Here is a 23,332-nt window from a genome sequence, read left to right on the forward strand (position 1 = left end):
AGTTCAAATCAATGATAATTTATCATCGCCAAGAACCCGTAAAAATCCACACAAGTTGTTCTTTACAATCTTTTAATGAATCAATCCACCAATCTCTTGGTAAATTCACAACACCTCGTCAGTGTTGCATCGTTCAGGTCGGCCATTCTACTCATTTCAAACCGCTTGTCAACCGCTTTTTTTATCCTGTTTTAACCGGTCAATGCAACCCGCTAAAATCATTCAAAAAACAACCGCAATCAACACAACCTAAAACCAACCACTTCACTTAACTACTTGTTTTTCAACAGGTTTTTATCAAGTTCAGCGTCGCTGTGGGGTGCATTATAGACCATCCCATCTCAACGTCAATACTTATTTTATCGCTACCTCAACAAGCGGACACTTTATGAACGGCCTAGGTTTTTTACTCTAAGCTTAGCTGTTGATTTATGGAAATTTAATGCTTTTAGCGTGATTTATTATTTTTTTGCTGCTTTAGCTTGGGAATTAGCCTTATGAGTAAGAGTGTCACTAAAATTAATGCATACGGCCAGGTATCCATTAATCCAACCTTTTTAAGCCATGTCATATGAATGACTGCAAGAATGCCAATCAGATAAACCAGCTTGTGTAATTTGGTCCAGTTTCTTTTTAGGCGGCGTTGCCATTGCTGGGTAGAAGTAATGACTAATGGCAGATATAGCACCAATGCAATTGCACCAACGATAATATAGGGACGATGAATAATTTCCTGATAAATGCGTGATAAATCCAGTTGCAGGAAAAAGCCGATATATACCAGAAAATGCGTCAAAGCATAAAAAAAGGCAAACAGTCCCGCCATTCGGCGCCAGTGAATCCAGCCAGTTAAGCCGGTTAAAATACGCAGTGGCGTAATTGCCAGCGCAAACAGGATGCTACGGATTGCCCACTCTCCGGTTTGGTCAACCAGTGATTTTGATGGATCTGCACCTAAAAACTGTGGCGCAAATACAGCCTGATAAACCATCCATAAGAATGGCAGTAGCAATACGCCAAACATGAGCGGCTTTAATTTGTGAATAAGCGTATTTACTGTTTTTTTGTCCATCATTTTATTTACGTTTTACCGCATCATTTGATTATTAATAAAAGCGCTTTAAATCCATGCCCTTATAGAGTGAAGCCACTTCTACTGCATAGCCGTTGAAAGGCAGGGTTTTTTTCCAGTTAGGATTGAATAGGCTATTAGGCAGTTGCCGCTCCCGTGCTTGACTCCAGCGTGGATGATCGACATTGGGATTGACGTTGGCGTAAAAACCGTATTCCTGTGGGGCAAGTCCAAGCCATGTGGTGACAGGTGCTTTATCAGTAAACGTGATCCGGACAATGGATTTGACGGACTTAAAGCCATACTTCCATGGCACAATCAGGCGAAATGGTGCGCCATTCTGGTCTGGCAAGCTACGACCATATAAACCAACGGCCATAAAAGCCAAAGGGTGCAGGGCTTCATCCAGTCTCAAGGCTTCAATATAAGGCCAATCCAAATCATTACTGGTCTGGTTGGGCAACTGTTTTGGGTCTAGTAATGTAGTGAACTGAACAAAGCGTGCATTACTTTTGGGTTCAAAACGCTTGATGAGCTGTGCCAGTGGAAAACCCAGCCAAGGCACGACCATCGACCACGCTTCTACACAGCGAAACCGATAAATGCGGTCTTCTAGTGTATAGGGTAACAGAATGTCTTCAAGGTTAAATGTACCCGGCTTGTTGCATAAGCCGTCCACTTTAACGCGCCAGGGATCAACCTTGATCGTGCCAGCATTGGCTGACGGATCAGATTTGCCAGTGCCAAATTCATAAAAATTATTATAGGTGGTGACTGCATCGTAGGGCGTAATGATATTTTGCGTGGGATTGGTGGCAGCAATTTTTCGCGCAGTGATTTTTTTACGCAAATACAGTGGCGCATCATTGCGTTCTTTAACCGGTTGATAAGTTCCTGCTGCATGGGCAGCGCCTAATGGATAAAGGCTGGCCACCGAACCTGCCGCAGCAAGTGTCATTAATTGACGACGATTTAAATAAGCCGTTTCAGAGGTAATTTCGCTGGATGCTGGCTCAGATTTTTGTTTTTGTTGAATTAGCATAAAACTTCTCATCTGTTGTGGCCAGTTTTCCTACCCTAGTATGAGTCAGGCTACAACAGAAGCAGAAGTTTGTTAGAAAAAAGTTATTGCACCGTGTTGGGTTAAGGGCTATTTGGCAGTGCGCTGGGTAATGGTGGTCACAATGCCAGATACAGCATAAATCAGCGCCACGATTAAAATACCAATCGGGATATTGTAGGTAACCGCAACCAATACCAGCACCACTGGCAACATAACGGCAAAAGGCACACGCTTGCGATCTAGCTGCTTAAAGCTAAAATATTTGACATTACTTACCATGAGCAAACCGGCAATTACCACCACAGCGGCATACACCACCTGCCAGAATAAATCTGAAATATTGAACAGGCTGGCATTGTCGATACCTACCCATACAGCAGTAATGACCAGAATGGCAGCCAGCGGACTGGCAAGACCAATAAAATAGCGCTTGTCTACCGTACCAATCTGTACGTTAAAGCGTGCCAAACGAAAAGCTGCACAGGCAGTATAGATAAAGGCACAGGCCAGCCCAATACGACCCAAGGGTTCCAATGCCCAGCTATACATGAGCATGGCAGGTGCCACGCCAAATGACAGCATGTCCGAGAGCGAATCATACTGCTCGCCAAATGCACTTTGAGCACCCGTCCAGCGCGCAACCCGCCCGTCCAGTCCATCCAGCAATGCAGCCAGAAAAATGGCCAGAATCGCATGGGTAAATTCATTGTTGCTGCTGGCGATAATGGAATAAAATCCGGACAACAACGCTGCTGTGGTAATGAGGTTAGGCCATAGGTAAATACCACGACTTTTGATCTTGTGGCCTTCCTGGGTTTGTTCTTCTTCAACAATTTCAAAAGTTAATCCATCATGGTCTTCATCCAGCGGCTTTTGTGAATGAGGGTCCAGATTTGAAGGCTGTGACATGGATTAGCTCCCGGATCTTTTTATGGATGCATTATTAAAAAATGTGATTTTATCGCAGTATGCTGTTGCTTTCATTAGCCTTTAACGACAACAAATGTACAAAGCTGCCCTACATGACTGCAAGGCAGCCAGTTTTATTCAGCAGCCAGCCAGCGTACCGCCGCATGCCCGCCATTTTCTGTCATACGCAAATGCGGGAACAGCCATTGCAAAATGACTTCGGCCTGATCGGCAAATTGCCAGGGTGGATTGATAATTAACAGCCCGCAGCCATTGAGGCCCACCGGGGTATCATCCGGCCAAACGCATAATTCACAAATCAGCTGTTTTTTGATCCCGGTTTTGAGCATTTTTTTCTCAAACCGTTCAATCATGCTGCGATCCTTGATGGGATACCACAGCACGAATACACCGGTAGACCATTTTTTATAGGCATTGGTCAGCAATTCTACTAGTTGTGGAAAGTCCTTACGTTCCAGTTCGTACGGGGGATCAATCATCACCAGCCCGCGCTTTTCCTTGGGCGGAATCACAGCCAGCAAGCCTTCATAGGCATCGCGCTGATGAATACCAAAGCGGGAATCACGGATATTGTCTTTCAGGTCATAAAACACATCGGGCTGCATTTCAAACACTGTGCCTGCATCCTGTGGACGGATATGCTGCGTGCCTAACCACGGTGAACCCGGATACCAGCCCTTGCTTTGCTGACTACGTAATTTTTCAACGTCTTTTAGATAAGTTTGAACTGCCTGTGGTGCCTGCTGAATCACTGAACGATCCAGTTGCACCAGTCGATGAATTCCTTCCAGATATTCACCCGACTTCTGTGCAGGTGCACGCGACAGGTCATACAGGCCTGCGCCGCCATGGGTGTCAATATAACGATAAGGCTTGTCCTTGCCATTCAAGCGGTTTAACAGCTCAATCAGCAAAACATGCTTCATGACGTCGGCAAAGTTGCCAGCATGAAAATGATGTCGATAATTCATGATTGTAATTTAAACGCCTTGCTTATCAGATTTGGCATAATGGTAGCATGAAGTAGCTACTAAAATGGATCCAATCGCATTCGGCTGCATACTGTGTCGCATTGCAAAATAGCTACTTCTGCCCGCATGGTTTAATTTAAGGCTACAATCAACTCCGCTTTTGAGTTTAATTTTATTTTTCATGCACACTATAAATCATCTTGAGCAGGCCGATTACTGGCTCAGTGACCCTAATCTTCACGCTTTGGTGGAGCAAGGTTTTTGTATTATTGAAAACGCCTGCCCTGCTGCCCTGTTTGAAGCCCTCATGCAGGAATCAATGCAGCTTCAGGCCGAGTTCCAGCAGGCCAAGATTGCGCAAGGTGGCTTAAATCAGGCCATTCGCGGTGATACCACCCGCTGGCTACAACCTGAAGACAGCGCAGGCAAACGCTATCTGGCTTTACTTGAAAAACTGGGTAGCAACCTCAATCAACAGTTATATTCAGGCATTCGTCGTGTCGAAGCACATTATGCGGCCTATGCAGTTGGGGATTTTTACAAGCTGCACCGTGATAATCCCGTGAGTAATGATTTTCACATTACTAATAGGCTGCATGCTACAACACTGACGCAGCAACAGTCGCGGGTAATTTCCACAGTATTTTATCTTAATCCAGTCTGGCAGCCTGGATGGCACGGCGAATTGCATTTACAGGATAATCAGCAGCAATGGCACAACATTTTGCCAATGCCTAATCGGCTGGTTATTTTTCAAAGTAACTTGCTGCACGAAGTTTGCCCAGCGACTCATGAACGTCGCTCTATTGCAGGTTGGTTACGCCGCGATGAACTATTGTTTTAAATCTTTCTGAAATTGCATCTCTCGGTTTTTCAAGAGCGCTGGCTTTAATTATTTCTGGCTCTAGCTATTTCCCAAATTATGCATAGTTGATGTACGTTGTTTTTATTCACTAAAACAGGTAAACCATGACTCCTATTTCTCATCAAAGTAGTGCTGATCTTGTTAGAAAAATTGGTGAAACCGATCAGCAGTTTCTAACCCATCCAAGCCCGGAACTGGCTAAACTCCGTGCCAATTTGCGCATCGCGCTGGTGCAGTATAGCCATCAGAAACAGGAACAGCTTTATTTTTTAACTGAAGCCGCAGCATTGCTGGAAATTGCCCTGATGGACGTGAATAGCCTTGAGCAACATGTGGAACTGAGTGCAGCATTGGGTGAAACCTATTTGCAGTTTTATCATGTGACTCAGGAAAAACGCTATCTGATAATCAGCCGGCAGGTGATCAAGCCACTATCACATCATCCAAGTGCGGAAATCTTGCTGGCTTTGGCGCGCTTGAGTGCCACTGAAAAGCACCCGTCACTGGTGAAACACTGGTTGACCCGTCTGATGCAGCTTCCCAATACAGATATTGCGTGCATCAGACAAGCCCCAGAACTGGATTCATATCGGCATGAATCATGGTATCAGGATTTGTTTAAAGCGCATCTTCATTAAAAATGAATGCGATGCCCAAGGTTATGCCTTTGGCATGGAGTCACGATGTAGCTCGGTATTTAGCTGGTCAATGATTGGTGCCCACTCATCATCGCCATGCCATTTTTCTTTCAGGAGTTGTGACTGGCCTGATGTCCAGAACGGTGCATCGCCCAGTTTGACATTTTCCGGCAACTGATGGGTATGGATAAACGTTTCAATAGCTTCTTCGGAAGAATCCAGCCCCAATTGCTCAAATAAAGTTTCCAGACTTGGTGACCCAACAATCATGATTAACTCCTAATTTATTAAATCTGATCATAAAATTTATAGACCAGACAGCTAAAATGACAAGCAACAAAACGTAGCTTATTGTGCGTTTTTTATTTTTTAATGATGGATTACACAAAAAAAAGCCCTGATCACGTGACAGTAATCAGGGCTTTGGTATTTCTATTGCCAGACTATTATTTTAACAGGTCAGCAACTGCAGCACGCTCGCCTTCCAGCTCAGCCAGTGTGGCATCCATTTTTTCACGGCTGAATTCGTCAATCGGCAGACCTTCTACACGAGTATATTCACCGTTTTCACAGGTTACTGGCACGCCGTACATTACCTCTTCAGGAATACCATAAGAACCATCAGATGGAATACCCATGGTTACCCATTTGCCATTGGTGCCCAGTGCCCAGTCACGCATGTGATCAATGGCGGCATTGGCAGCAGAAGCAGCAGAAGACAGACCACGCGCTTCAATAATGGCAGCACCACGTTTGCCAACAGTCGGCAGGAATACTTTGGCATTCCATTCCTGATCGTTGATCATGTCTTTGACGCTTTCACCATTGATGGTGGCAAAACGGTAATCCGCATACATGGTTGGAGAGTGGTTGCCCCATACTGCCATTTTCTCAATATCAGCCACAGCTTTGCCAGTCTTGGCAGCAATCTGGCTTAACGCGCGGTTGTGATCCAGACGCAGCATGGCAGTGAAGTTCTTGGCTGGCAGGTCAGGCGCTGACTTCATGGCAATGTAAGCATTGGTATTGGCAGGGTTACCAACAACTAGCACTTTAACATTGCGGCTAGCCACTTCATTCAGGGCTTTACCTTGCGCGATGAAGATTTCACCGTTTACAGCCAGCAACTCAGCACGCTCCATGCCAGGACCACGTGGACGTGAACCAACCAGCAGTGCATAGTCAGCATCTTTAAATGCAACTTTTGGATCATCAGTACCAATCATGCCCGCCAGCAATGGGAATGCACAATCTTCCAGCTCCATCATCACGCCTTTTAGCGCTTGCTGGGCTTTTTCAAAGGGAACTTCCAGCATTTGCAGAATAACAGGTTGATCCTTGCCCAGCATTTCCCCGCTGGCAATACGGAACAACAAACTATAACCAATTTGACCAGCAGCGCCAGTGACGGCAACACGAACAGGTTGCTTCATGTAGTTTCTCCAATTATGGGACAAGGAATGTCTGGTAGATCAAGACGCAGCGCTAGTAGATATCAGCGGCTCTTCATCTCGGCGCCAAGATTGTACTTGATTAACGCGACGGGTGCGAGTATAGGGGCAGGCAAATCTACAAAAGTCGCAGGATTTTTGATGAAAAACCGCAAAAACAGACCTGAGATAAAGTCAGGACTTAAGGCGCACCCTGCACGATAAAGGTGGCTGGACAGTTGGAGCGAATCGTAGCCGGGCATGAGACATACTGGCCCTGACTATTGTAGCAAACCCGCATTTCGGTCAGGACGGGGGCGTTAAAACGTGCCGTCTGGACACAACGCAACTGAATACCATCGGCTGGCAAGGTGGAGTTGAGCATTTGTAGCTGACGGATCAGGCTACTGCGCTGCATGGTGATTTCTTTGGACGCATTGAATTCAGGAGGAACTCGCAGGCGTCCGGCATAGTTGGCAATGGTTCTAAAATAGGTGCTGGGGCTCATGCCGGTACAGCCCCCATTACGCTGCCAGTCTTCCTGCCGCAGGCGTTCATCCGGCATGACCCGTTCAACCACACGCGCCTGCAAGGGATTAAGCGCTGCCGGGGTACGGCTGGCACACTTATCTGCGTCACTGGCAGGTACTTCAGGCTTAAGTGAAGCAATGGTCAATGAAAACCCTTCCTGACACTGGCGCAATTGGCGCTTGCTGGGATCCAGTGCACACATTGCTGGTGACATATGAATTACCAGCGTAAAACGCTGCGGACGTACGTTTTCTGCACCCATCACCTGTTGTGTAAGTGACAAGACACAAAAAGCAGATACTGTACCCAGCAGTGTATGCCGTAACTTCATTTGGTTAAATCACCCGCCAGAAAAAGGTTAAAAAGGCTGAACGCATAAATTTTGGATCGCTATGTTAAACCAGCTTTCGCCTTTTGACAGCACCATCGTGTTGAACAAACGTGAACATCGCTGTTTCACACTGCCTCACTAACGCTGGCCTGTCTGCTGTGATTTTCTGCCCGGATACGGCGTTCCCTGTCATGCCAACTTCCTTAATCTAATTACGAACTCAGTATTGAACAGGTATTTTTCCCATACGCTGTGCAATGGTTTGGTTGTTTCTGCCAAAGATCAACCCGTAGTAGGTGGCATTGGTCATGACATTCTTGACGTAATCCCGGGTTTCCAGCAGCGGAATGCTTTCCGTGTACTGGTCGGCCTCTAGCGGCATATCAGTAGGTTGCCAGCGTCTGGCCCGGTTTGGCCCGGCATTGTAGCCTGCTGTCGCCAGTACAGGCTGATTGCTTAACTCCCCATGAATATGGCTCAGGTAAAACGTGCCATAACGGATGTTGGTTTGCATATTGGATAACGCGGCGCTGCTATAACTTTCACCCAGTTGCCGGGCTACCCATTTTGCCGTATCCGGCATAATCTGCATTAAACCACCCGCACCCACATGCGAACGTGCCGCCAGCACAAAACGGCTTTCCTGCCGGATCAAGCCATAGACCCAGGCCGGATCAATACCGACATTACTGCTGTGCTGAATCACCTGATCACGAAAAGGCGTCAGAAACTGCAGGTCATAATTGTGCAGCTTGGTGGTTCGCTCCGCCGCATAAATGGCCCGGTCATACCAGCCCATGCTATTGGCACGACTAGCTGCTGCCAGAATCATGCCATCATCGTGTTTTAGATAGGCCTGTCTTACGGCCCAGTTCCATTCACGGTTGCTATAGCTGGCTGAGGCGTTGATATTATAGAGCGCAAAGGCGCGCTGGAAATGCACATCGCCACCAAGACGCTGGAAGTCCTGTGTGGTGGGATTGTAGGAGGTGCCCAATTTTGTCAATGATTGACCCAGACGATCCCGGGCCAGCAAGCCATAGTAATCATCTTCCAGCGCCAGATTGGTATAAAACGCGCGGGCTGCAGCTTTGCCCTGTCCCTGAGTGCCTGGATCGCCGCCGCGCTGTTCGCTGGCACGCGCAAACCAGTATTGCCACATGCGCTCCTGCTGCAAGGGCAGACTCATACTATCCACAGCACGCAGTACAGCATTCCACTGGCCAAAGCGGATGGCTTGCCTGCCATAGCTTTCAGCTTCCTCATCACTAAACGGATAACCATAGCTTTGGTCAAACCAGCCAACCGACTGGGCATTAAAGCCATTTTGCATGACTGAATTAGCAGCTTTATAAGCCACAATCCGGTAAGCATATCGCATAACATCCTGTGGCAGGCGCGAACGATTTTGATTAATCTGGCCTGCCGCCATATCGACCGAGCTGTCAGCCAGCCGCGCTATGGCAAACAAGAATTTGGCCTGATCAGCGCTACTGGCTAGCGGCGCATTTTGCAAATAATTAAACGCATTGCTTGCAATATAATTCAGTTCTGCAAAATCCAATGCAATGCCTAGACCCTGCGCCACCTGTACGGCACTGCCCAGCTCGCCTGCCCGCAGCATGGTCCATAGACGCTGCTGACGGTCCTGCGCACTCTTTAAAGGGCTGCTCACCATCAGGCGTGCCAGTCCGGCACAGGCTTCTGGCTGCTTGTTGGTTCTAAGCCATACCCGGTTAAATTCTGAAAATACCAGCGGGTCACCTGCCATAGCCTGTACCTGACCAATGGCGCAGCTTTCTGCTTCATCGGCATTAGTAACATAAGACAATAAAGGCCGCGCACTGGCAAAGTCCCCTGCCTGCACCTTGGCTTCAATATAGTCGGCGGCCAGTTTTTCTGACATGGCAGAATTCGGATAGCGCGTTACAAAGGATAAAATCGCTTGCGGGCTTTGAGTAGACAGTTCACTGTTCAGCTTCCAGTATTCTGGATAATAGCCCAGTACACTGTCCTGCATGGAAGCCTGATAATTGTCCAGCATGCTGATATTGTCATTATTGGCAGCCATTAACGCCTGATTAAAATCACTGTCAGCTGCCTGTGCCTGCACAATGCCCAGACTGATTGCACAAAGTCCGACTTTCACCACCCATGCTGCTTTGCTTTTTAATTTTTCTTTCACTGTAGACACATAAACCTCTGGAAAATCAGGACTTATCAATTCTGCCATAGTTTCAACCTTAATTTATGCGATAAGTTATGTGCTGCTGCCCAACAATTGTGCCAGCTTAATTCTAAAAGGCGTGAACCTCTGACAACAGTGAGCTTGTGTAACGTGCTGGCTAATAAATCAGGCGTTCTTAACATTTCATCCCTTCACAGCATTGCAGCAACGGGCTGTCCTTTTTGTAAACACTGAATTTCTATCCGACAAACCCATGTTATTTGAGTGGCAAAATGCTAGAATTGCGCGTTTTATAGCTTGATACGCCTGTTCACCGTACACGGCCTGTGCTGGCCCTGCCATTGTGAACCCAAGGAGCATTCATGACGGTTCAAACCTTCGTCCCCTCAATATCCCGTGCAACAGAAATTGCCAGCAGCCAGCCTGATCTGGCCCGGACTGATGTGCCTGTTAAACGTCTTTATATTGAAACACAAGGCTGTCAGATGAATGAGTATGACAGTAGCCGCATGGCTGACCTGCTGGGTGATTCACACGGGTATGTACTCACCAGTGATCCCGGTGAAGCCGATGTGCTGCTGATGAATACCTGCTCCATTCGGGAAAAAGCACAGGAAAAAGTATTTAGTGAACTGGGCCGCTGGCGCAAGTTCAAGGAAGCCAACCCCAATGTCATTATTGGTGTTGGCGGCTGCGTGGCCTCGCAGGAAGGTGAAGTGATCCAGAAACGGGCCAGCTATGTGGATATGGTATTTGGCCCGCAAACCCTGCATCGCTTGCCGCAACTACTCGACCAGCATCAGGAAAACAAGGCTGCGCCCAAAAGCCAGAAAATTAGCCTGATTGATATTTCCTTTCCAGATATTGAAAAGTTTGATTTCCTGCCCGAACCAAAGGTAGATGGCTACAAGGCTTTTGTATCCATTATGGAAGGCTGCTCCAAGTACTGTTCGTTTTGCGTGGTGCCGTATACCCGTGGTGAGGAAGTTTCCCGCCCGCTGGATGATGTGCTGGCCGAAATTGTGAGTCTGACAGAACAGGGCGTGCGTGAAGTCACTTTGCTGGGCCAGAACGTGAATGGCTATCGCGGGGAAACCTTTGATGGCGATATTTGCAACTTTGCCCAGTTGCTGCGTCTGGTCAGTGAGATTCCGGGCATTGGCCGGATTCGCTATACCACCAGTCATCCGCTGGAATTTTCTGATGACCTGATTGCTGCCTATGCCGACCTGCCACAACTGGTATCACACTTGCATTTGCCGGTTCAAAGTGGCTCCAATGCGGTGCTGGCTGCCATGAAGCGCAACCATACCATTGATGTATATATCGACAAGATTGCACGCCTGCGTCAGGTTCGCCCGGACATGCACTTGTCCAGTGACTTTATTATTGGCTTTCCGGGTGAAGGCGATACAGAGTTTGCCGAGACGCTGCAATTTATCAAAGATCTGGATTTCGACCATTCCTATAGCTTTATTTACTCCAAGCGACCAGGAACACCGGCGTCTGAATTGCCAGATGACACACCTGAAGATGTCAAAAAAGTACGCTTGTCACAGGTTAAGGATGTGATCAAGCGTTCCAGCATCGACAAAACCAATGCCATGCTGGGGCAAACCGTGCGTGTGCTGATTGAAAAACCCTCGGATCGCCACCATGATATGCTGATTGGCAGCGCTGACAATACCCGACTGGTTCAGTTTGTGGGTGACAGTAGCTGGATTGGCCGCTTTGCCGAAATCAAAATCACCCAAATCAGAAGCATGAATCTGGTGGAAGGTGAGCTGTTGAATCTTGAGGCACTGAGCAGCTAATGCGTGACTCGTGAACTGCTTGACCTTTGAAAGCAGGCTATCGTAAGCTCAAGTGGCTTACTTCTCTAAAAAGGAATTATGTTGACAGCATCTATTCGTCGTACTATTGAATTTTCCGGCGTGACGCTGGAACGCTTAAAATCCATGCTGGGTGCCTATAATGCTCACCTGAAGCTGATTGAACAACGTCTTGATGTGAAAATTGCCCAGCGTGGTGATTTGTTTATTGTTGATGGTGAACTTGAAGCCGTAGAACGTGCTGAAGTACTGCTGCAACGCCTTTATGAAGAATCGGCAGAAAACCGCGCCATTAGTCCCGACCAGTTGCACCTGTTAATTCAGGGCAGCCAGACTGAGCGTGACATTGAGCCGAATGAAGAAGCCTCATTTCAGGTTTATCTGCAAACCCGCAAAGGCAAGATCATGCCGCGTGGGGCCAACCAGCGCCGCTATGTACAACGCATTCTGCAAAGTGACATTTCCTTTGGGATTGGCCCGGCAGGTACGGGTAAAACCTATCTGGCCGTTGCTGCTGCCGTGGACATGCTGGAACGTAACGAAATCCAGCGTATTCTACTGGTGCGTCCTGCGGTGGAAGCTGGTGAAAAGCTGGGTTTCCTGCCCGGTGACCTGACCCAGAAAATTGATCCGTACTTGCGTCCGCTGTATGACGCCTTGTATGAAATGCTGGGTTTTGAGAAAGTCGCCAAGCTGATTGAGCGTCAGGTGATTGAAGTTGCACCGCTGGCCTATATGCGTGGCCGTACCTTAAATCACTCGTTTGTGATTCTGGATGAAGCGCAAAACACCACCCCTGAACAAATGAAAATGTTCCTGACCCGTCTGGGCTTTGGTTCGCGTGCAGTCATCACTGGCGACATCACGCAGGTGGATTTGCCGCGTGGCCAGCAATCTGGTTTGGCACATGCCCTGAAAGTGCTGGAAGGCATTGATGAAATTCACATTACCCGCTTTCATTCCCGTGATGTGGTACGTCATCAGCTGGTGCAAAAAATTGTTGAAGCCTATGAAGGTTTTGACGATCAGCAGCAGAAGCTTTCGATGGAAGCAAAACGTGCCAGACAGGCTCGTCAGCAGGAAGCCATTTTATCCAATGATCTGGCGGCTGATTCCCAGCATGAAGCGCAATTGAGTGAGGATTAAGAATCCTCACTGCGCTGCAAGACCCTTGCGACCTATAGGTCTCATATGCTTGAGGTAGTGAGGAATAAACGCTGATTAATAATCACCGTCGGAACGCAAGATAAAAAGCTCTGCTTGAAATGCCCGATTAAGTGATGATTCTTGCAGGGCAGTGTCTTTTACTTCACTGCCCTGCCCAATTGAAAATCATGTTTAATAACTATTCTTTTTCAAACCATATTTAAGAGATACCGGTGAACCAGCGCTTAATAAAACTTGGCCTGCAAAATGCCTACCGTTCGCCTGAATTGCTGGTCAAGCGGGCGGTAGTGATTAAATATGTGGCACAAACCCTGACGGCTATTGATTTTGAGCAGCCTTGTGACATTGGCATCCGTCTGGTGGACAATTCTGAGAGCCAGTCACTAAACCTGCATTATCGCCACAAAGACAAACCCACCAATGTATTGTCCTTTCCTAGTGAATTGCCAGAAGAGATCCTGCCAATGCTGGATCAGGTGCCGCTGGGTGATCTGGTCATTTGTATTCCAGTGGTTTTGCAAGAAGCGGCTGAACAGCACAAAACGCCTGAAGCGCATTTTGCCCATATGGTGGTGCATGGCACCTTGCACCTGATGGGCTATGACCATGAACTGGGTGCAGAAGAAGCTGCTGAAATGGAAGGGCTGGAAATTCAGGTATTACAACAACTGGGTTTTGGCAATCCCTATGAAATGGAATAACAGGCCTAAACTCACTTTCAATTGATTTTATTTTTAAAGCTTTAGTTGTTCTGCCCGTCAATTACTGGTCAATTTGCAGCTCATCCATATTTTCAGAAAAGCGCCAGGTTCTGATAATTCGTAGCTCAGTATAATCCTTCATTTTTTTCTCAAACGGGCCAAACGGTGCAGCCTGACGCACCGAATCCTTGGCAGCCTCATCGAGAATATGATAGCCAGAACCCTGCAACAGGCGGATGGCACGAATATGACCATTCGGCATTAAAATCACCATCAATTGCACTTCACCATGCAAATGCTGGGCGCGTGCTTCCAGTGGATAATGCTTATTGCCCAGTTGCTCTACTTTCTGGGTGAACCTGGTCATATACAGTGCCGTATCGTCCGCGCGCGCCGACACACTATCAACCGTATGCACATTGGTTTTGTGGGTATATTCCTGCTTGCGCTTGGCATATTGTGCTTCCAGCGAGGCAATCATGGCCAGTTGCGCTATATCCGGGCTACTGGACACGCGGGTTTGCGCTTCCTGCTCGCGCTCAAGATTACGGGTCTGCTTTTGCCAGCTTAAGGTCGTGACCAGCACTTGTTCTGATGCTGCACGTGCCTGACTTTGTTTCTCGGTTTGCAATGCCAGTTGTTCAGCCACTTCCTGCTGATCAACAGGTGCAGCCTGCTGATCCGGACTGGTCATCCGATGGATATTGCGCAACACGCCTGCACCCTGCTGGTCAGCCTGTGCAATAAAATCAGCATCAGTGACTTTTTGTGGACTTAAATGCACCGCAATGGCAATGTCCTGCATGGCAGCCTTGGGTGGATTGGGGGCAACAAAGGTAGTGGCCAGCAGTGCCACATGCAACAGGCAGGCTACCACCACTGCACCCTGCAACAGGCGATCCTGGGCAAAACTTGCCGGGCCAATATGGCGCGCTATACCCTGTTTTGTCATGCTGCTAAAAGTCCTGTTACTTCCCTGTTAAGGCATGATTGCCTGCGTTATACACGGCGTATCAATGTCGTCTATATGCCCTGATTGTTCAAATAAAGCCCAGAGTGCCTGTTCCGGTTTCATTTTTATAACCATCACATGTAAAATAAAGCAGTAACTGTGATAATTTGGATACATTCAAGGATTTATATCTGCACGCAGTGAGCCAGCATTGTAGACAAACCATGCTGTGCAATCAATGTGATCAAGCCAATGAGAAACTAGGATATGCAACGCGTTTTCAAGAAAATTGCACAAAACATTAGAGGCTTTTATCACAAGGCAGAAGATTTAATTGAGGAAGAACGTGAATTACCCCTATCGCAAAACCTGCTCAATGCCACCATTCAAAAGTATGTAACCGACAATGTAGAAGCGCTCAAAGACCTGCATGCCGATATTTATGATGACTGGTGTCGCCTGTACGCCACATTGGATTATAAGGGCATTTACACCACCCTTTCAGTTGATTTGCGTCTGGTACAAATGCAGCTGGACAAAGACATTCAGCAGTTGGTGTTTGAGCAAATCAGTGAAACGCAGGTGATTAGCGCCAGTTTTAGCAGTGCATTCAAAAGAATTGCCTTTAACATTGCAGTCTATGTATTCCAGCGCATTTTGCATAAAGACCCGTTAGGCCTCATTCTGGAAAAGCTGGATGTGATTGAAATCAAGCATGATTTGCTATATCTAGGCTTGAACAAATATCTGGAAAAATCGGACAAGGTGATCCGTACCTTAAACAAGATTCATGTCAATCATGCCATTTTGCGCGAAGGGCAATTTGTATTGAAAGCCAACCTGAATTTGCCGGGTATTTTCCGGCGTGATCCACAGCGTAATACCCTGATTCTGGATCTTGATGGGGATGGCGATGACGACGGCTTGCAGGAAATTGACTCTGCCATTGACCCAAAACCCAGCGACTTTAAATAGGGTTTTATGTTCATGGCGGGGAATTTAAGCGCTTACTGTATCGTTTTGTTCTACTAAAACTAACAATAGCTTTGTTTAATTTATCTACACTTGAATTGTGAATCCTACATATATTCATCTTATTTTCGTGAATTGGTTAAAATTTTAAGCGTTAGACTTGCTCCCCTGTTGTTCTCCCTTGTGGTTTAGCAATTTACCCTCATCTATGTGTAGACTGAACATAAGCAAACCTAGCTGTAGCCTTAAGGGTTATAGCGCATGAGATCGCAGAGGTGATGATAACAATGACTGGTTTTAAACAGATGCTGACTAAAATTTCCTGCAAAACCATTTTGGCAACAGCGCTGGCATCTATCACGCTGAGCAGTGCCTATGCAGTAGTTCCATTTACTGCAACCTATAGTTTTAATCTGGATAACAAGGCATCTGGTACTGCGGTGCGCAAACTGTCCCGGCAAGGCAACCAGTGGGTATATAACTTCGATGCCCGTGTGCCTGTCATTGCGACTGCCAGCGAAAAAAGTGTATTTAGCCTGAGTAATCATCAGGTAGTGTCCCAGCATTACCAGCGCCAGTACAAAATTCTGGTTCATAACCAGCAAACCAGCCTCGACTTCAACAATGCCAGCAAAAGCATTCAGGTTAAGCGTGACCAGAAAAGTAGTCAGTTGCCGTGGCAGGCAGGCGTGCTGGATGACCTGAATGTGGAAATCCAGCTGCGTGAAGACCTAAAAAAAGGCGGCCTGAAATCCACTTACCTGATTGCAGATCAAAAAGACATTACGCCACGCCAGTTTGTTAATGAAGGCTCGGTGAAAGTGAATACGCCCAATGGTAGTTACGATGCGGTCAAGGTTCGCATTAACCATCAGAAAAAGGATAAAAGTACCGTATTCTGGCTGGCGCCAAGTCTGGACTACTTACCTGTGAAAGTTACCCATAATGATGATGGCAGCGTGTATACCTTAAACCTGACTAACTACAAGCCATCCTAACCAATGTTTTAGTACAGGCTAACAAGTAAATCCCCGGGAATTAATATTTCCGGGGATTTTTCTTTTCATCATTGCTGATATTTTAAGCTCAGGTTATACCTGCACCACGCTTATTGAATACGCTCATGCCCAGTCAGGATGTGTGCCAGTTTGGCCAAGCGCCTGCCTTGCGCAAGACAGAGGTTTTTTTCTTCCGTAGTTAAAGGCTGGTCATGACTGGGGCCGGTCACATAACTAGCGCCATATGGGGTTCCCCCACGCTGGGTAGACGACAGCGCTGGATGTGCATACGGCAAGCCCATCAGGAACATGCCATGATGCAGTAAAGGATTCATCATACTGAGCAGGGTGCTTTCCTGCCCACCATGCATAGTACCCGTGGCAGTAAACATACAAGCTGGCTTGCCTTGCAAATCTCCAGCCAGCCACAGGCTACTGGTTTGATCCAGAAAATATTTTAGTGGCGATGCCATGTTGCCAAAGCGGGTCGGACTGCCCAGTGCCAAACCTGCACACTGGCGCAAGTCTTCAAGCTCGCAGTACAGCTCTCCTTCTAAAGGCACAGAAGGCGCCTGCACGGTAGTAACCGGGGCAATTTCAGGCACGGTACGAATTCTGGCTTCCAGTCCATACGGCAGGCCTTCCTGCTCAATTCCTTCTGCAATCAGATGTGCCATCTGGCGGGTGGTGCCATATTTGCTGTAATACAACACCAGAACATAACGCGACATTTTAATACCTATAAGCCAATAGCTGACATTAATGCCAAAAAAGATACACAGAATCAGCAGTTAACAATGTTAAGATTTTTCCAGTTCTGTTAAATCATAACCTGTAATGCAGGTGCAATTGGGGAAATCCATGCTAAAACTGCTGGAAAAATTACCGTTCTATCATAAGGAATGGTTTCAATTTTTACTGTTTGTGGTGGAGCGTTTTGAGGCCGATAAATGCCGCCAGCAGGCAGGTTCGCTCACCTACACTACCCTGTTTGCCGTGGTGCCCATGCTCACAGTGTTTCTGGTAATCATTTCATCAATCAAGGCACTGGCACCAGCGCGTGAACAGTTACAGCATTTTATTTACAGTAACCTGCTGCCACGTACTGGCGTTGCCGTCGAGCAGTACCTCAACAAATTTACTGAAACATCCAGCAACCTGACCGTGCTGGGGATTTTAATTTTGTTTGTGACGGCCATCCTCATGCTGAGCTCCATTGAGGACGCCTTTAACCACATCTGGCGCGTGAGCAAATCACGTGGCGGCATGATTGGCTTTATGCGCTACTGGACGATTATTTCCCTCGGCCCCATCCTGCTGGGCAGTGCCTTCGCGGTATCCTCAACTTTGGCTTCCATGAAGTTCCTGAGCAACAATATTGCTGGTTATGAGCTAAATGGGGAATTTTGGCTATGGTTAATTTCATTTGCTTTAACCTGGCTTGGCTTTAGCTTACTGTACTGGACCATTCCCAACCGGCGTGTCCCTATTACCTCGGCTTTTATTGCTGGCCTGTTTAGCGCCTTGCTGTTTGAAGGATTGCGCCAGTCCTTTGGCCTGCTGATGAGCAATTTTACCAGCTATGAACTGGTATATGGCGCCTTTGCTGCCTTCCCAATTTTCCTGTTATGGATTTTCCTGTCATGGAATGTGATTTTGCTGGGCGTGGAAGTGAGCTATGCCATTACCGCATTTACTACCCGCACCGACATTAATCGCCATCCTGTATTGATTTTACTGGATATTATGGAGCTGTTTTATCATCATCAAAAACTGGGGCTGGCGGTGAGCGATCAGGATGCCTTGTCGATCTTGGGTCGGGGCGAATTTGAAAATGAAACATCGTATCTGGAAATGCTGGAGGACAATAACCTGATCAAACGTACTGAAGAAGGTCATTACATGCTGTGCCGCGACCTGAATTCTATTGATTTCTGGTCATTTTATCGCACACTGAACTATCCCTTACCCAAGCGTGAGGATCTGGGCCGTGTGCATCGTGATGATCGCTGGCTCAAGGTGATTGGCCCGCTATTTGTGCAATCTGATGACTATCTGGCAGCCAAACTGTCGATTCCCATGGCACGGATTTTTGATGCTGAATAATCATTGTTTTAGCAATGCCTGATTGAACTTAAAATTCTGTCCAGTTCATCACTGGAAATTGCTGTCAGGCGCTGCTGTAAAAATTGCAGTGCCTGTTGAAACATTGAATGCCAATCTTTTAAAACTGTTTTAGACTCATTTGCAAGCCAGTCTGTTTGTTGACTTCTATTGATAACCAGCGGATGCCAGAAAAACTCAAACCAGTATCCGCCATCATCCTGCGTAAAAAACTGCCACTGATCTGGCAAAACCTTACTTGCATGACACCCATAAAAATGCCAAAGCTGGCCAGTTGCTGCATTTTTTTGATTACATAAGTGGCAGATTACACTTGCCTGAATTCCTGCTTCTTCCCGTAATTCACGTAAGGCGGCCTGCGTTGGCAACTTTCCTAGCTCTATGGTTCCTTTTACCAGTTGCAGTCCGGCAAGAGGATGCCCAAAAGCCAGTATTTCAAGGTACTTTATTTTGGCATTAAGATGCTGGCGCAAACCACCGGACAGGCTTTATTGATCACTATAAGGCAGCTTATTTTTCAGGACAGGACTAAAGTATCTCACATTGCGGTATGTTTTTTGTATAATCGCCGCACTGCACGCAAACGCCAGCCCAATGTTGCGATTGGCCAGTAAAACCCTCTGCGAGACCCTAATATGACCTCTTTTGCAACACAGACTGTCATCAAACAGGATGACCTGATTACCTCAATTAAAGACGCGCTTCAGTTTATTTCCTATTACCATCCGCTGGATTTCATTCAGGCCATGAATCGTGCTTATGAAGCTGAGGCCAACCCTGCGGCCAAGGATGCCATTGCCCAGATTTTGATTAACTCCCGCATGTGTGCCGAAGGCCATCGTCCGATTTGTCAGGATACCGGCATTGTTAACGTGTTTATGGAAGTGGGTCTGGATGTGCGGTTTGACCTCAGCATGAGCCTGGATGATGCGATCAATGAAGGCGTGCGTCAGGGCTATCTGGAAAATACCAACGTGCTGCGTGCTTCCATTTTGCGTGACCCTGCATTTGGCCGTCAGAACACCAAGGACAATACCCCTGCCGTGATCCATTACAAACTGGTTCCGGGCAATCAGGTACATGTGACTGTTGCAGCCAAAGGTGGCGGTTCTGAGAACAAATCCAAACTGGTGATGCTCAATCCGTCTGATTCGATTGTGGACTGGGTACTAAAAACCGTACCTACCATGGGTGCAGGCTGGTGTCCACCGGGCATGTTGGGTATTGGGATTGGCGGTACGGCTGAAAAAGCAGTGCTGCTGGCCAAGGAAGCCCTCATGGAAGACATCGACATGCATGATCTGTTGATTCGTGGCCCGCAAAACAAGCTGGAAGAACTGCGTATTGAGCTGTATGAAAAAGTGAATGCGTTAGGTATTGGCGCGCAAGGTCTGGGTGGCCTGTCCACCGTACTGGATATCAAGATCAAGGATTATCCATGCCATGCTGCCGGTAAACCCGTTGCCATGATTCCAAACTGTGCTGCGACCCGCCATGCGCATTTCCATCTGGATGGCTCAGGCGTTGCACACATGCCTACCCCGAAACTGGAAGACTGGCCGCAAGTGACCTGGTCGACCTCCAAATCCAAACGCGTGAATCTGGATACCCTGACCCGGGAAGAAATGAATGCCTGGCAACCGGGGGACACCCTGCTGCTGTCTGGCACCATGTACACAGGCCGTGATGCGGCACACAAGCGCATGGTAGACATGATTAACAATGGTGAAGAGTTGCCGGTTGACCTGCAAGGCAAGTTTATTTATTACGTTGGCCCGGTTGATCCGGTGCGTGATGAAGTGGTTGGCCCGGCTGGCCCCACCACAGCTACCCGCATGGACAAATTTACCGACAAGGTACTGGAACATACTGGCCTGTTTGGCATGATTGGTAAGGCCGAGCGTGGCCCTGCTGCCGTCGAAGCCATCAAAAAGCATGGTGCATCCTATTTGATGGCTGTGGGCGGTGCTGCTTATCTGGTCTCCAAAGCCGTGCGTGAAGCCGAAGTGGTTGCCTTTGCAGACTTAGGCATGGAAGCCATTTACAAGTTCGTGGTGGAAGATATGCCGGTGTCTGTGGCTGTAGATGTCAATGGCACCTCAGTACATGCCACTGCGCCAAAAATCTGGCAAGCCAAGATTGGTAAAATTCCTGTCACGGATGCCGCGGGTTAATTGATGAGATAAGTGCAACGCCATTTAATTGATGGCGCTGCACTTATCAGTGGGCTTAATCTGTCTGATGTAGCCATTTCTTTGCTGCGAAATCGTAGCTATAGGTAGCAAAAGGCATTCGAGTATCCGCATAAATAAAATGAGGCTCATTTGGCTCATACAAAGAATATCCAGACATTCCCAACTTTTTTCTAAGATACTCTCGTGATAAACCAATATCTTCAATTGATTTAGGATAAAGTCCATTTTTTTGCTCGTACTTTTGAATTTTAAAAATAATTATATCCGCTTCCTGACTTACAACATAAGCACGCCAGGTATGTACACCTAAAGCTATACTCAATGTAATCGCCCAAACCATACTATTGATTAAGAATGGTAGTCGTTTTTCTGGAATTTTATACGCTGTATATAACCAATAAGGTAAACCAATAATAATAACCATCATCACAAAAATAAAAAAGGTAGCCATCCTTGGAGCTGCTATCACCCCACTAGTGATAATAGCAACTATCAAATTTTTTAATATTTCTACGGCTAATGTATTTTTTTGCATTGCTTGCATCAAACTCCACAATTAGGTCAGCTTTCAGTGAACGGTTAAGCAATAAAAAAGCCGTATGACATTACCCATACGGCTTTTTGAATACCTTTTCACTTACCAGGTTAGCGGATTCCACAGTTTGAATGGCTTGTCCAGATGAAGCTGCTTTTTCTCTTCAAGTTGCTTTTTATTGACCTTGTCTGGCGCTTTACCATTAAAGGCTGCCAGTTCCGGCTGATCAATATTGTCACGTTTCACAAAGCTATAGCCCGGTGTTCTTAAGGTGGTGCCACTGATTTCACGCAAGGCCTGCTCAGTTGGCATCTGCATCAGTGGCCCGGCTTTTAGCAGCCCATCCGCTTTATTGGGTGTACCACGGAATTTTTGCTCTTCATAGCGTAAAAAGTAGCTTTTGCCTGCTTCTACAGAAAAATCAACTGCCGTCCCTTTCTGGAAATGAATCACCCCTACCGGGCGGCTGATATTCAGGCGATAGGTTCCTGCAGGCAACTCAATCCAGTAGTAGTGGTTATCCAGCAGGCTTGGAATGCGCTTGTCATTTAAAAAGAAGTTGGGCGCAACAATTTCCTGATGATTCCAGGTACTGTGGGTGCGGTATAAATACACAATGGCAGAATTGGTGGTAGTGGGCATCACCTGCTTGAATGGCTCGCCTTCATTCTGGTTTACCCAGCCACCCACTGAAAACGGATCAAGCCGAAACCGGTTCTTGTGCGGATCAGTATGGGCATAATCAATGGTTTTTAAGGTCGAAGGATTGGCAATTGCCTCTTCGTTTGGCTGCTGCTTGTACTTAATTAACCCAAACAAATCAAACTTATGTGCCTGGGTTGCCTCAGGTTTAGGTGTTGTGGCACATCCTGTGAATGCAGCTGCCAACAGTGTAATGACTGGTAAATAATGCATTGGTAAATAACGCATGGCTTCCCTCAGGCGTTTTATCTTGTTGTTTACTCACTGCTTCAATGCAGCTAGATCGCTCTTAACACTAGCATCCTAACACTAGCCTTGGCAAAATAACATAAAACATTCTCTAAAATGAATCCTTGCAGTGGTTTATGCGACGAATAAAACTTTTGGCTTTTATTTCAGTTTTGAAAACCTATAAAAAAACCGGCATAAATTGCCGGTTTTTTCGTCTGAAAATTAACGCTTATTGACGTGCATAAATGCTCAGCTCAACACGACGGTTTTGTTGCTTGCCTTCAGCAGTGGCATTGGAAGCAACTGGCTGGGCAGAACCATAACCCTGTGCATTGATACGGTTGCTGGTAACACCTTTGTTGATCAGGTAGCTGGCCACCGCATTAGCACGGTTTTGTGACAATGGCAGGTTAATGGCATCACTACCTGTGCTGTCAGTATGACCGCTAACCACAATTGCGGTTTTGGTGTCTTCAGTCAGCGTAGCAGCAACTTTATCCAGTGTAGAGTAGAAACTTGGGCTAATGCTGGCAGAATTGGTGGCAAAAGTAATGTTGCCTGGCATCACCAGTGCAATGGAACCATCAGGATTACGGGATACATCAACCCCGGTACCTGCCATTTGCTGACGCAATTTTTTCTCTTTTTGATCGAGGAAATAACCACCAGCTGCACCTACAACTCCACCAATTGCAGCGGCACGACCAGCCTTGTCAGAATCGCCATTAGATTTAGCAACACCAGCACCCAGCAGGGCACCCAAACCGGCACCAATTGCAGTTTTATTATAATCACGCTGACCAGTTGTTGGATCAGTAGTACAACCCGCCAATGACAAGCTACCCACCAACGCTGTAATCACAAGTGCACGCATGGATTTTCTCCTTAGTAATTTATTGAACTT

Annotated in this window: 24 protein-coding genes; 10 read left to right on the forward strand and 14 right to left on the reverse strand. The window is 47.0% G+C overall.

Annotated elements, in window-relative coordinates:
• Positions 1-272, forward strand: a 272-nt coding sequence (locus tag E2B99_RS14700) for a hypothetical protein (RefSeq protein ID WP_205669625.1), incomplete at its 5' end; no start/stop codon positions are given.
• A gap of 176 nt (positions 273-448) precedes the next feature.
• On the opposite strand, the gene E2B99_RS02520 is transcribed toward E2B99_RS14700, so the two are convergent.
• The 4 genes from E2B99_RS02520 to E2B99_RS02535 form a co-directional block, all read right to left on the reverse strand.
• Positions 449-1,075: a sulfite oxidase heme-binding subunit YedZ gene (locus E2B99_RS02520; protein ID WP_134243417.1), complete on the reverse strand. Its 627-nt coding sequence runs from the start codon at positions 1,073-1,075 to the stop codon at positions 449-451.
• Between the two features lie 31 nt (positions 1,076-1,106).
• Positions 1,107-2,114: a protein-methionine-sulfoxide reductase catalytic subunit MsrP gene (gene msrP / locus E2B99_RS02525; protein ID WP_134243418.1), complete on the reverse strand. Its 1,008-nt coding sequence runs from the start codon at positions 2,112-2,114 to the stop codon at positions 1,107-1,109.
• Positions 2,115-2,222: 108 nt separating this feature from the next.
• The gene (pssA, locus tag E2B99_RS02530; protein WP_134243419.1) at positions 2,223-3,044 is read right to left on the reverse strand and encodes a CDP-diacylglycerol--serine O-phosphatidyltransferase; all 822 of its coding nucleotides are present in this window, start codon (positions 3,042-3,044) and stop codon (positions 2,223-2,225) included.
• 134 nt (positions 3,045-3,178) lie between these two features.
• Positions 3,179-4,036 (reverse strand): 23S rRNA (adenine(2030)-N(6))-methyltransferase RlmJ, encoded by an 858-nt coding sequence (locus tag E2B99_RS02535; RefSeq protein WP_134243420.1) that lies wholly within the window; start codon positions 4,034-4,036, stop codon positions 3,179-3,181.
• 181 nt (positions 4,037-4,217) lie between these two features.
• On the opposite strand from E2B99_RS02535, the gene E2B99_RS02540 reads away from it, so the two are divergent.
• Together E2B99_RS02540 and E2B99_RS02545 are read left to right on the forward strand one after the other, a co-directional pair.
• The gene (locus E2B99_RS02540; protein ID WP_134243421.1) at positions 4,218-4,880 is read left to right on the forward strand and encodes a 2OG-Fe(II) oxygenase; all 663 of its coding nucleotides are present in this window, start codon (positions 4,218-4,220) and stop codon (positions 4,878-4,880) included.
• Positions 4,881-5,005: 125 nt separating this feature from the next.
• Positions 5,006-5,539, forward strand: a complete 534-nt coding sequence (locus E2B99_RS02545) for a hypothetical protein (protein ID WP_134243422.1) — start codon at positions 5,006-5,008, stop codon at positions 5,537-5,539.
• Positions 5,540-5,560: 21 nt separating this feature from the next.
• Here E2B99_RS02545 and E2B99_RS02550 read toward each other — a convergent pair whose 3' ends face one another.
• From E2B99_RS02550 to E2B99_RS02565, 4 genes are all read right to left on the reverse strand, one after another.
• Entirely contained in the window at positions 5,561-5,809 is a 249-nt protein-coding gene (locus E2B99_RS02550) for a DUF2789 domain-containing protein (protein WP_134243423.1), read from the reverse strand.
• Positions 5,810-5,985: 176 nt separating this feature from the next.
• Positions 5,986-6,972: a malate dehydrogenase gene (locus E2B99_RS02555; protein ID WP_134243424.1), complete on the reverse strand. Its 987-nt coding sequence runs from the start codon at positions 6,970-6,972 to the stop codon at positions 5,986-5,988.
• A 199-nt stretch (positions 6,973-7,171) separates the two neighbouring features.
• A complete protein-coding gene (locus tag E2B99_RS02560; RefSeq protein WP_134243425.1) occupies positions 7,172-7,831 on the reverse strand; it encodes a ribonuclease I in 660 nt (219 codons plus the stop codon).
• 220 nt (positions 7,832-8,051) lie between these two features.
• Entirely contained in the window at positions 8,052-10,064 is a 2,013-nt protein-coding gene (locus E2B99_RS02565; RefSeq protein WP_134243426.1) for a lytic transglycosylase domain-containing protein, read from the reverse strand.
• A 317-nt stretch (positions 10,065-10,381) separates the two neighbouring features.
• Here E2B99_RS02565 and miaB point away from each other — a divergent pair, with 317 nt between their 5' ends.
• The 3 genes from miaB to ybeY all read left to right on the forward strand — a co-directional run bounded on the left by miaB (position 10,382) and on the right by ybeY (position 13,719).
• Positions 10,382-11,833 (forward strand): tRNA (N6-isopentenyl adenosine(37)-C2)-methylthiotransferase MiaB, encoded by a 1,452-nt coding sequence (gene miaB, locus E2B99_RS02570; RefSeq protein ID WP_134243427.1) that lies wholly within the window; start codon positions 10,382-10,384, stop codon positions 11,831-11,833.
• An 81-nt stretch (positions 11,834-11,914) separates the two neighbouring features.
• Positions 11,915-12,997, forward strand: coding sequence for a PhoH family protein (locus E2B99_RS02575; RefSeq protein WP_134243479.1), 1,083 nt, complete (start codon positions 11,915-11,917; stop codon positions 12,995-12,997).
• A gap of 233 nt (positions 12,998-13,230) precedes the next feature.
• On the forward strand, positions 13,231-13,719 hold the full coding sequence (ybeY, locus tag E2B99_RS02580) for an rRNA maturation RNase YbeY (protein WP_240687697.1): 489 nt from the start codon (positions 13,231-13,233) through the stop codon (positions 13,717-13,719).
• Positions 13,720-13,780: 61 nt separating this feature from the next.
• Here ybeY and E2B99_RS02585 read toward each other — a convergent pair whose 3' ends face one another.
• Positions 13,781-14,671 carry an energy transducer TonB gene (locus E2B99_RS02585; protein ID WP_134243428.1) on the reverse strand — a complete coding sequence of 297 codons (891 nt, stop codon included), beginning with the start codon at positions 14,669-14,671 and terminating at the stop codon, positions 13,781-13,783.
• Between the two features lie 267 nt (positions 14,672-14,938).
• On the opposite strand from E2B99_RS02585, the gene E2B99_RS02590 reads away from it, so the two are divergent.
• Entirely contained in the window at positions 14,939-15,646 is a 708-nt protein-coding gene (locus tag E2B99_RS02590; RefSeq protein ID WP_134243429.1) for a hypothetical protein, read from the forward strand.
• Between the two features lie 284 nt (positions 15,647-15,930).
• Positions 15,931-16,641: a DUF3108 domain-containing protein gene (locus E2B99_RS02595; protein WP_240687698.1), complete on the forward strand. Its 711-nt coding sequence runs from the start codon at positions 15,931-15,933 to the stop codon at positions 16,639-16,641.
• Between the two features lie 110 nt (positions 16,642-16,751).
• Here the strand turns inward: E2B99_RS02595 and wrbA are convergent, their stop codons facing one another.
• Complete coding sequence (gene wrbA, locus E2B99_RS02600) at positions 16,752-17,372, reverse strand: NAD(P)H:quinone oxidoreductase (protein ID WP_134243430.1); 621 nt, start codon at positions 17,370-17,372, stop codon at positions 16,752-16,754.
• A 130-nt stretch (positions 17,373-17,502) separates the two neighbouring features.
• Here wrbA and E2B99_RS02605 point away from each other — a divergent pair, with 130 nt between their 5' ends.
• Entirely contained in the window at positions 17,503-18,747 is a 1,245-nt protein-coding gene (locus E2B99_RS02605; protein WP_134243431.1) for a YihY family inner membrane protein, read from the forward strand.
• A gap of 8 nt (positions 18,748-18,755) precedes the next feature.
• Here the strand turns inward: E2B99_RS02605 and E2B99_RS02610 are convergent, their stop codons facing one another.
• Complete coding sequence (locus tag E2B99_RS02610) at positions 18,756-19,238, reverse strand: NUDIX domain-containing protein (RefSeq protein WP_240687699.1); 483 nt, start codon at positions 19,236-19,238, stop codon at positions 18,756-18,758.
• Positions 19,239-19,400: 162 nt separating this feature from the next.
• Here E2B99_RS02610 and E2B99_RS02615 point away from each other — a divergent pair, with 162 nt between their 5' ends.
• Entirely contained in the window at positions 19,401-20,939 is a 1,539-nt protein-coding gene (locus E2B99_RS02615) for a fumarate hydratase (RefSeq protein WP_134243433.1), read from the forward strand.
• A gap of 55 nt (positions 20,940-20,994) precedes the next feature.
• Here the strand turns inward: E2B99_RS02615 and E2B99_RS02620 are convergent, their stop codons facing one another.
• The 3 genes from E2B99_RS02620 to E2B99_RS02630 all read right to left on the reverse strand — a co-directional run bounded on the left by E2B99_RS02620 (position 20,995) and on the right by E2B99_RS02630 (position 23,302).
• Positions 20,995-21,504: a hypothetical protein gene (locus tag E2B99_RS02620; protein WP_134243434.1), complete on the reverse strand. Its 510-nt coding sequence runs from the start codon at positions 21,502-21,504 to the stop codon at positions 20,995-20,997.
• 93 nt (positions 21,505-21,597) lie between these two features.
• A complete protein-coding gene (locus E2B99_RS02625; RefSeq protein ID WP_134243435.1) occupies positions 21,598-22,425 on the reverse strand; it encodes a DUF2846 domain-containing protein in 828 nt (275 codons plus the stop codon).
• Between the two features lie 232 nt (positions 22,426-22,657).
• The gene (locus tag E2B99_RS02630) at positions 22,658-23,302 is read right to left on the reverse strand and encodes an OmpA family protein (RefSeq protein ID WP_134243436.1); all 645 of its coding nucleotides are present in this window, start codon (positions 23,300-23,302) and stop codon (positions 22,658-22,660) included.
• Between the last annotated feature and the right edge of the window lie 30 nt (positions 23,303-23,332).

The organism is Alkanindiges illinoisensis, assembly GCF_004377485.1.
GTDB lineage: Bacteria > Pseudomonadota > Gammaproteobacteria > Pseudomonadales > Moraxellaceae > Alkanindiges > Alkanindiges illinoisensis_A.

Coding starts and splice junctions, on each gene's coding strand:
- E2B99_RS02520 (WP_134243417.1), bottom strand. CDS start 1,075: ATGATGGACAAAAAAACAGTAAATACGCTTATTCACAAATTAAAGCCG.
- msrP (WP_134243418.1), bottom strand. CDS start 2,114: ATGCTAATTCAACAAAAACAAAAATCTGAGCCAGCATCCAGCGAAATT.
- pssA (WP_134243419.1), bottom strand. CDS start 3,044: ATGTCACAGCCTTCAAATCTGGACCCTCATTCACAAAAGCCGCTGGAT.
- E2B99_RS02535 (WP_134243420.1), bottom strand. CDS start 4,036: ATGAATTATCGACATCATTTTCATGCTGGCAACTTTGCCGACGTCATG.
- E2B99_RS02540 (WP_134243421.1), top strand. CDS start 4,218: ATGCACACTATAAATCATCTTGAGCAGGCCGATTACTGGCTCAGTGAC.
- E2B99_RS02545 (WP_134243422.1), top strand. CDS start 5,006: ATGACTCCTATTTCTCATCAAAGTAGTGCTGATCTTGTTAGAAAAATT.
- E2B99_RS02550 (WP_134243423.1), bottom strand. CDS start 5,809: ATGATTGTTGGGTCACCAAGTCTGGAAACTTTATTTGAGCAATTGGGG.
- E2B99_RS02555 (WP_134243424.1), bottom strand. CDS start 6,972: ATGAAGCAACCTGTTCGTGTTGCCGTCACTGGCGCTGCTGGTCAAATT.
- E2B99_RS02560 (WP_134243425.1), bottom strand. CDS start 7,831: ATGAAGTTACGGCATACACTGCTGGGTACAGTATCTGCTTTTTGTGTC.
- E2B99_RS02565 (WP_134243426.1), bottom strand. CDS start 10,064: ATGGCAGAATTGATAAGTCCTGATTTTCCAGAGGTTTATGTGTCTACA.
- miaB (WP_134243427.1), top strand. CDS start 10,382: ATGACGGTTCAAACCTTCGTCCCCTCAATATCCCGTGCAACAGAAATT.
- E2B99_RS02585 (WP_134243428.1), bottom strand. CDS start 14,671: ATGACAAAACAGGGTATAGCGCGCCATATTGGCCCGGCAAGTTTTGCC.
- E2B99_RS02590 (WP_134243429.1), top strand. CDS start 14,939: ATGCAACGCGTTTTCAAGAAAATTGCACAAAACATTAGAGGCTTTTAT.
- E2B99_RS02595 (WP_240687698.1), top strand. CDS start 15,931: ATGACTGGTTTTAAACAGATGCTGACTAAAATTTCCTGCAAAACCATT.
- wrbA (WP_134243430.1), bottom strand. CDS start 17,372: ATGTCGCGTTATGTTCTGGTGTTGTATTACAGCAAATATGGCACCACC.
- E2B99_RS02605 (WP_134243431.1), top strand. CDS start 17,503: ATGCTAAAACTGCTGGAAAAATTACCGTTCTATCATAAGGAATGGTTT.
- E2B99_RS02615 (WP_134243433.1), top strand. CDS start 19,401: ATGACCTCTTTTGCAACACAGACTGTCATCAAACAGGATGACCTGATT.
- E2B99_RS02620 (WP_134243434.1), bottom strand. CDS start 21,504: ATGCAAGCAATGCAAAAAAATACATTAGCCGTAGAAATATTAAAAAAT.
- E2B99_RS02625 (WP_134243435.1), bottom strand. CDS start 22,425: ATGCGTTATTTACCAATGCATTATTTACCAGTCATTACACTGTTGGCA.
- E2B99_RS02630 (WP_134243436.1), bottom strand. CDS start 23,302: ATGCGTGCACTTGTGATTACAGCGTTGGTGGGTAGCTTGTCATTGGCG.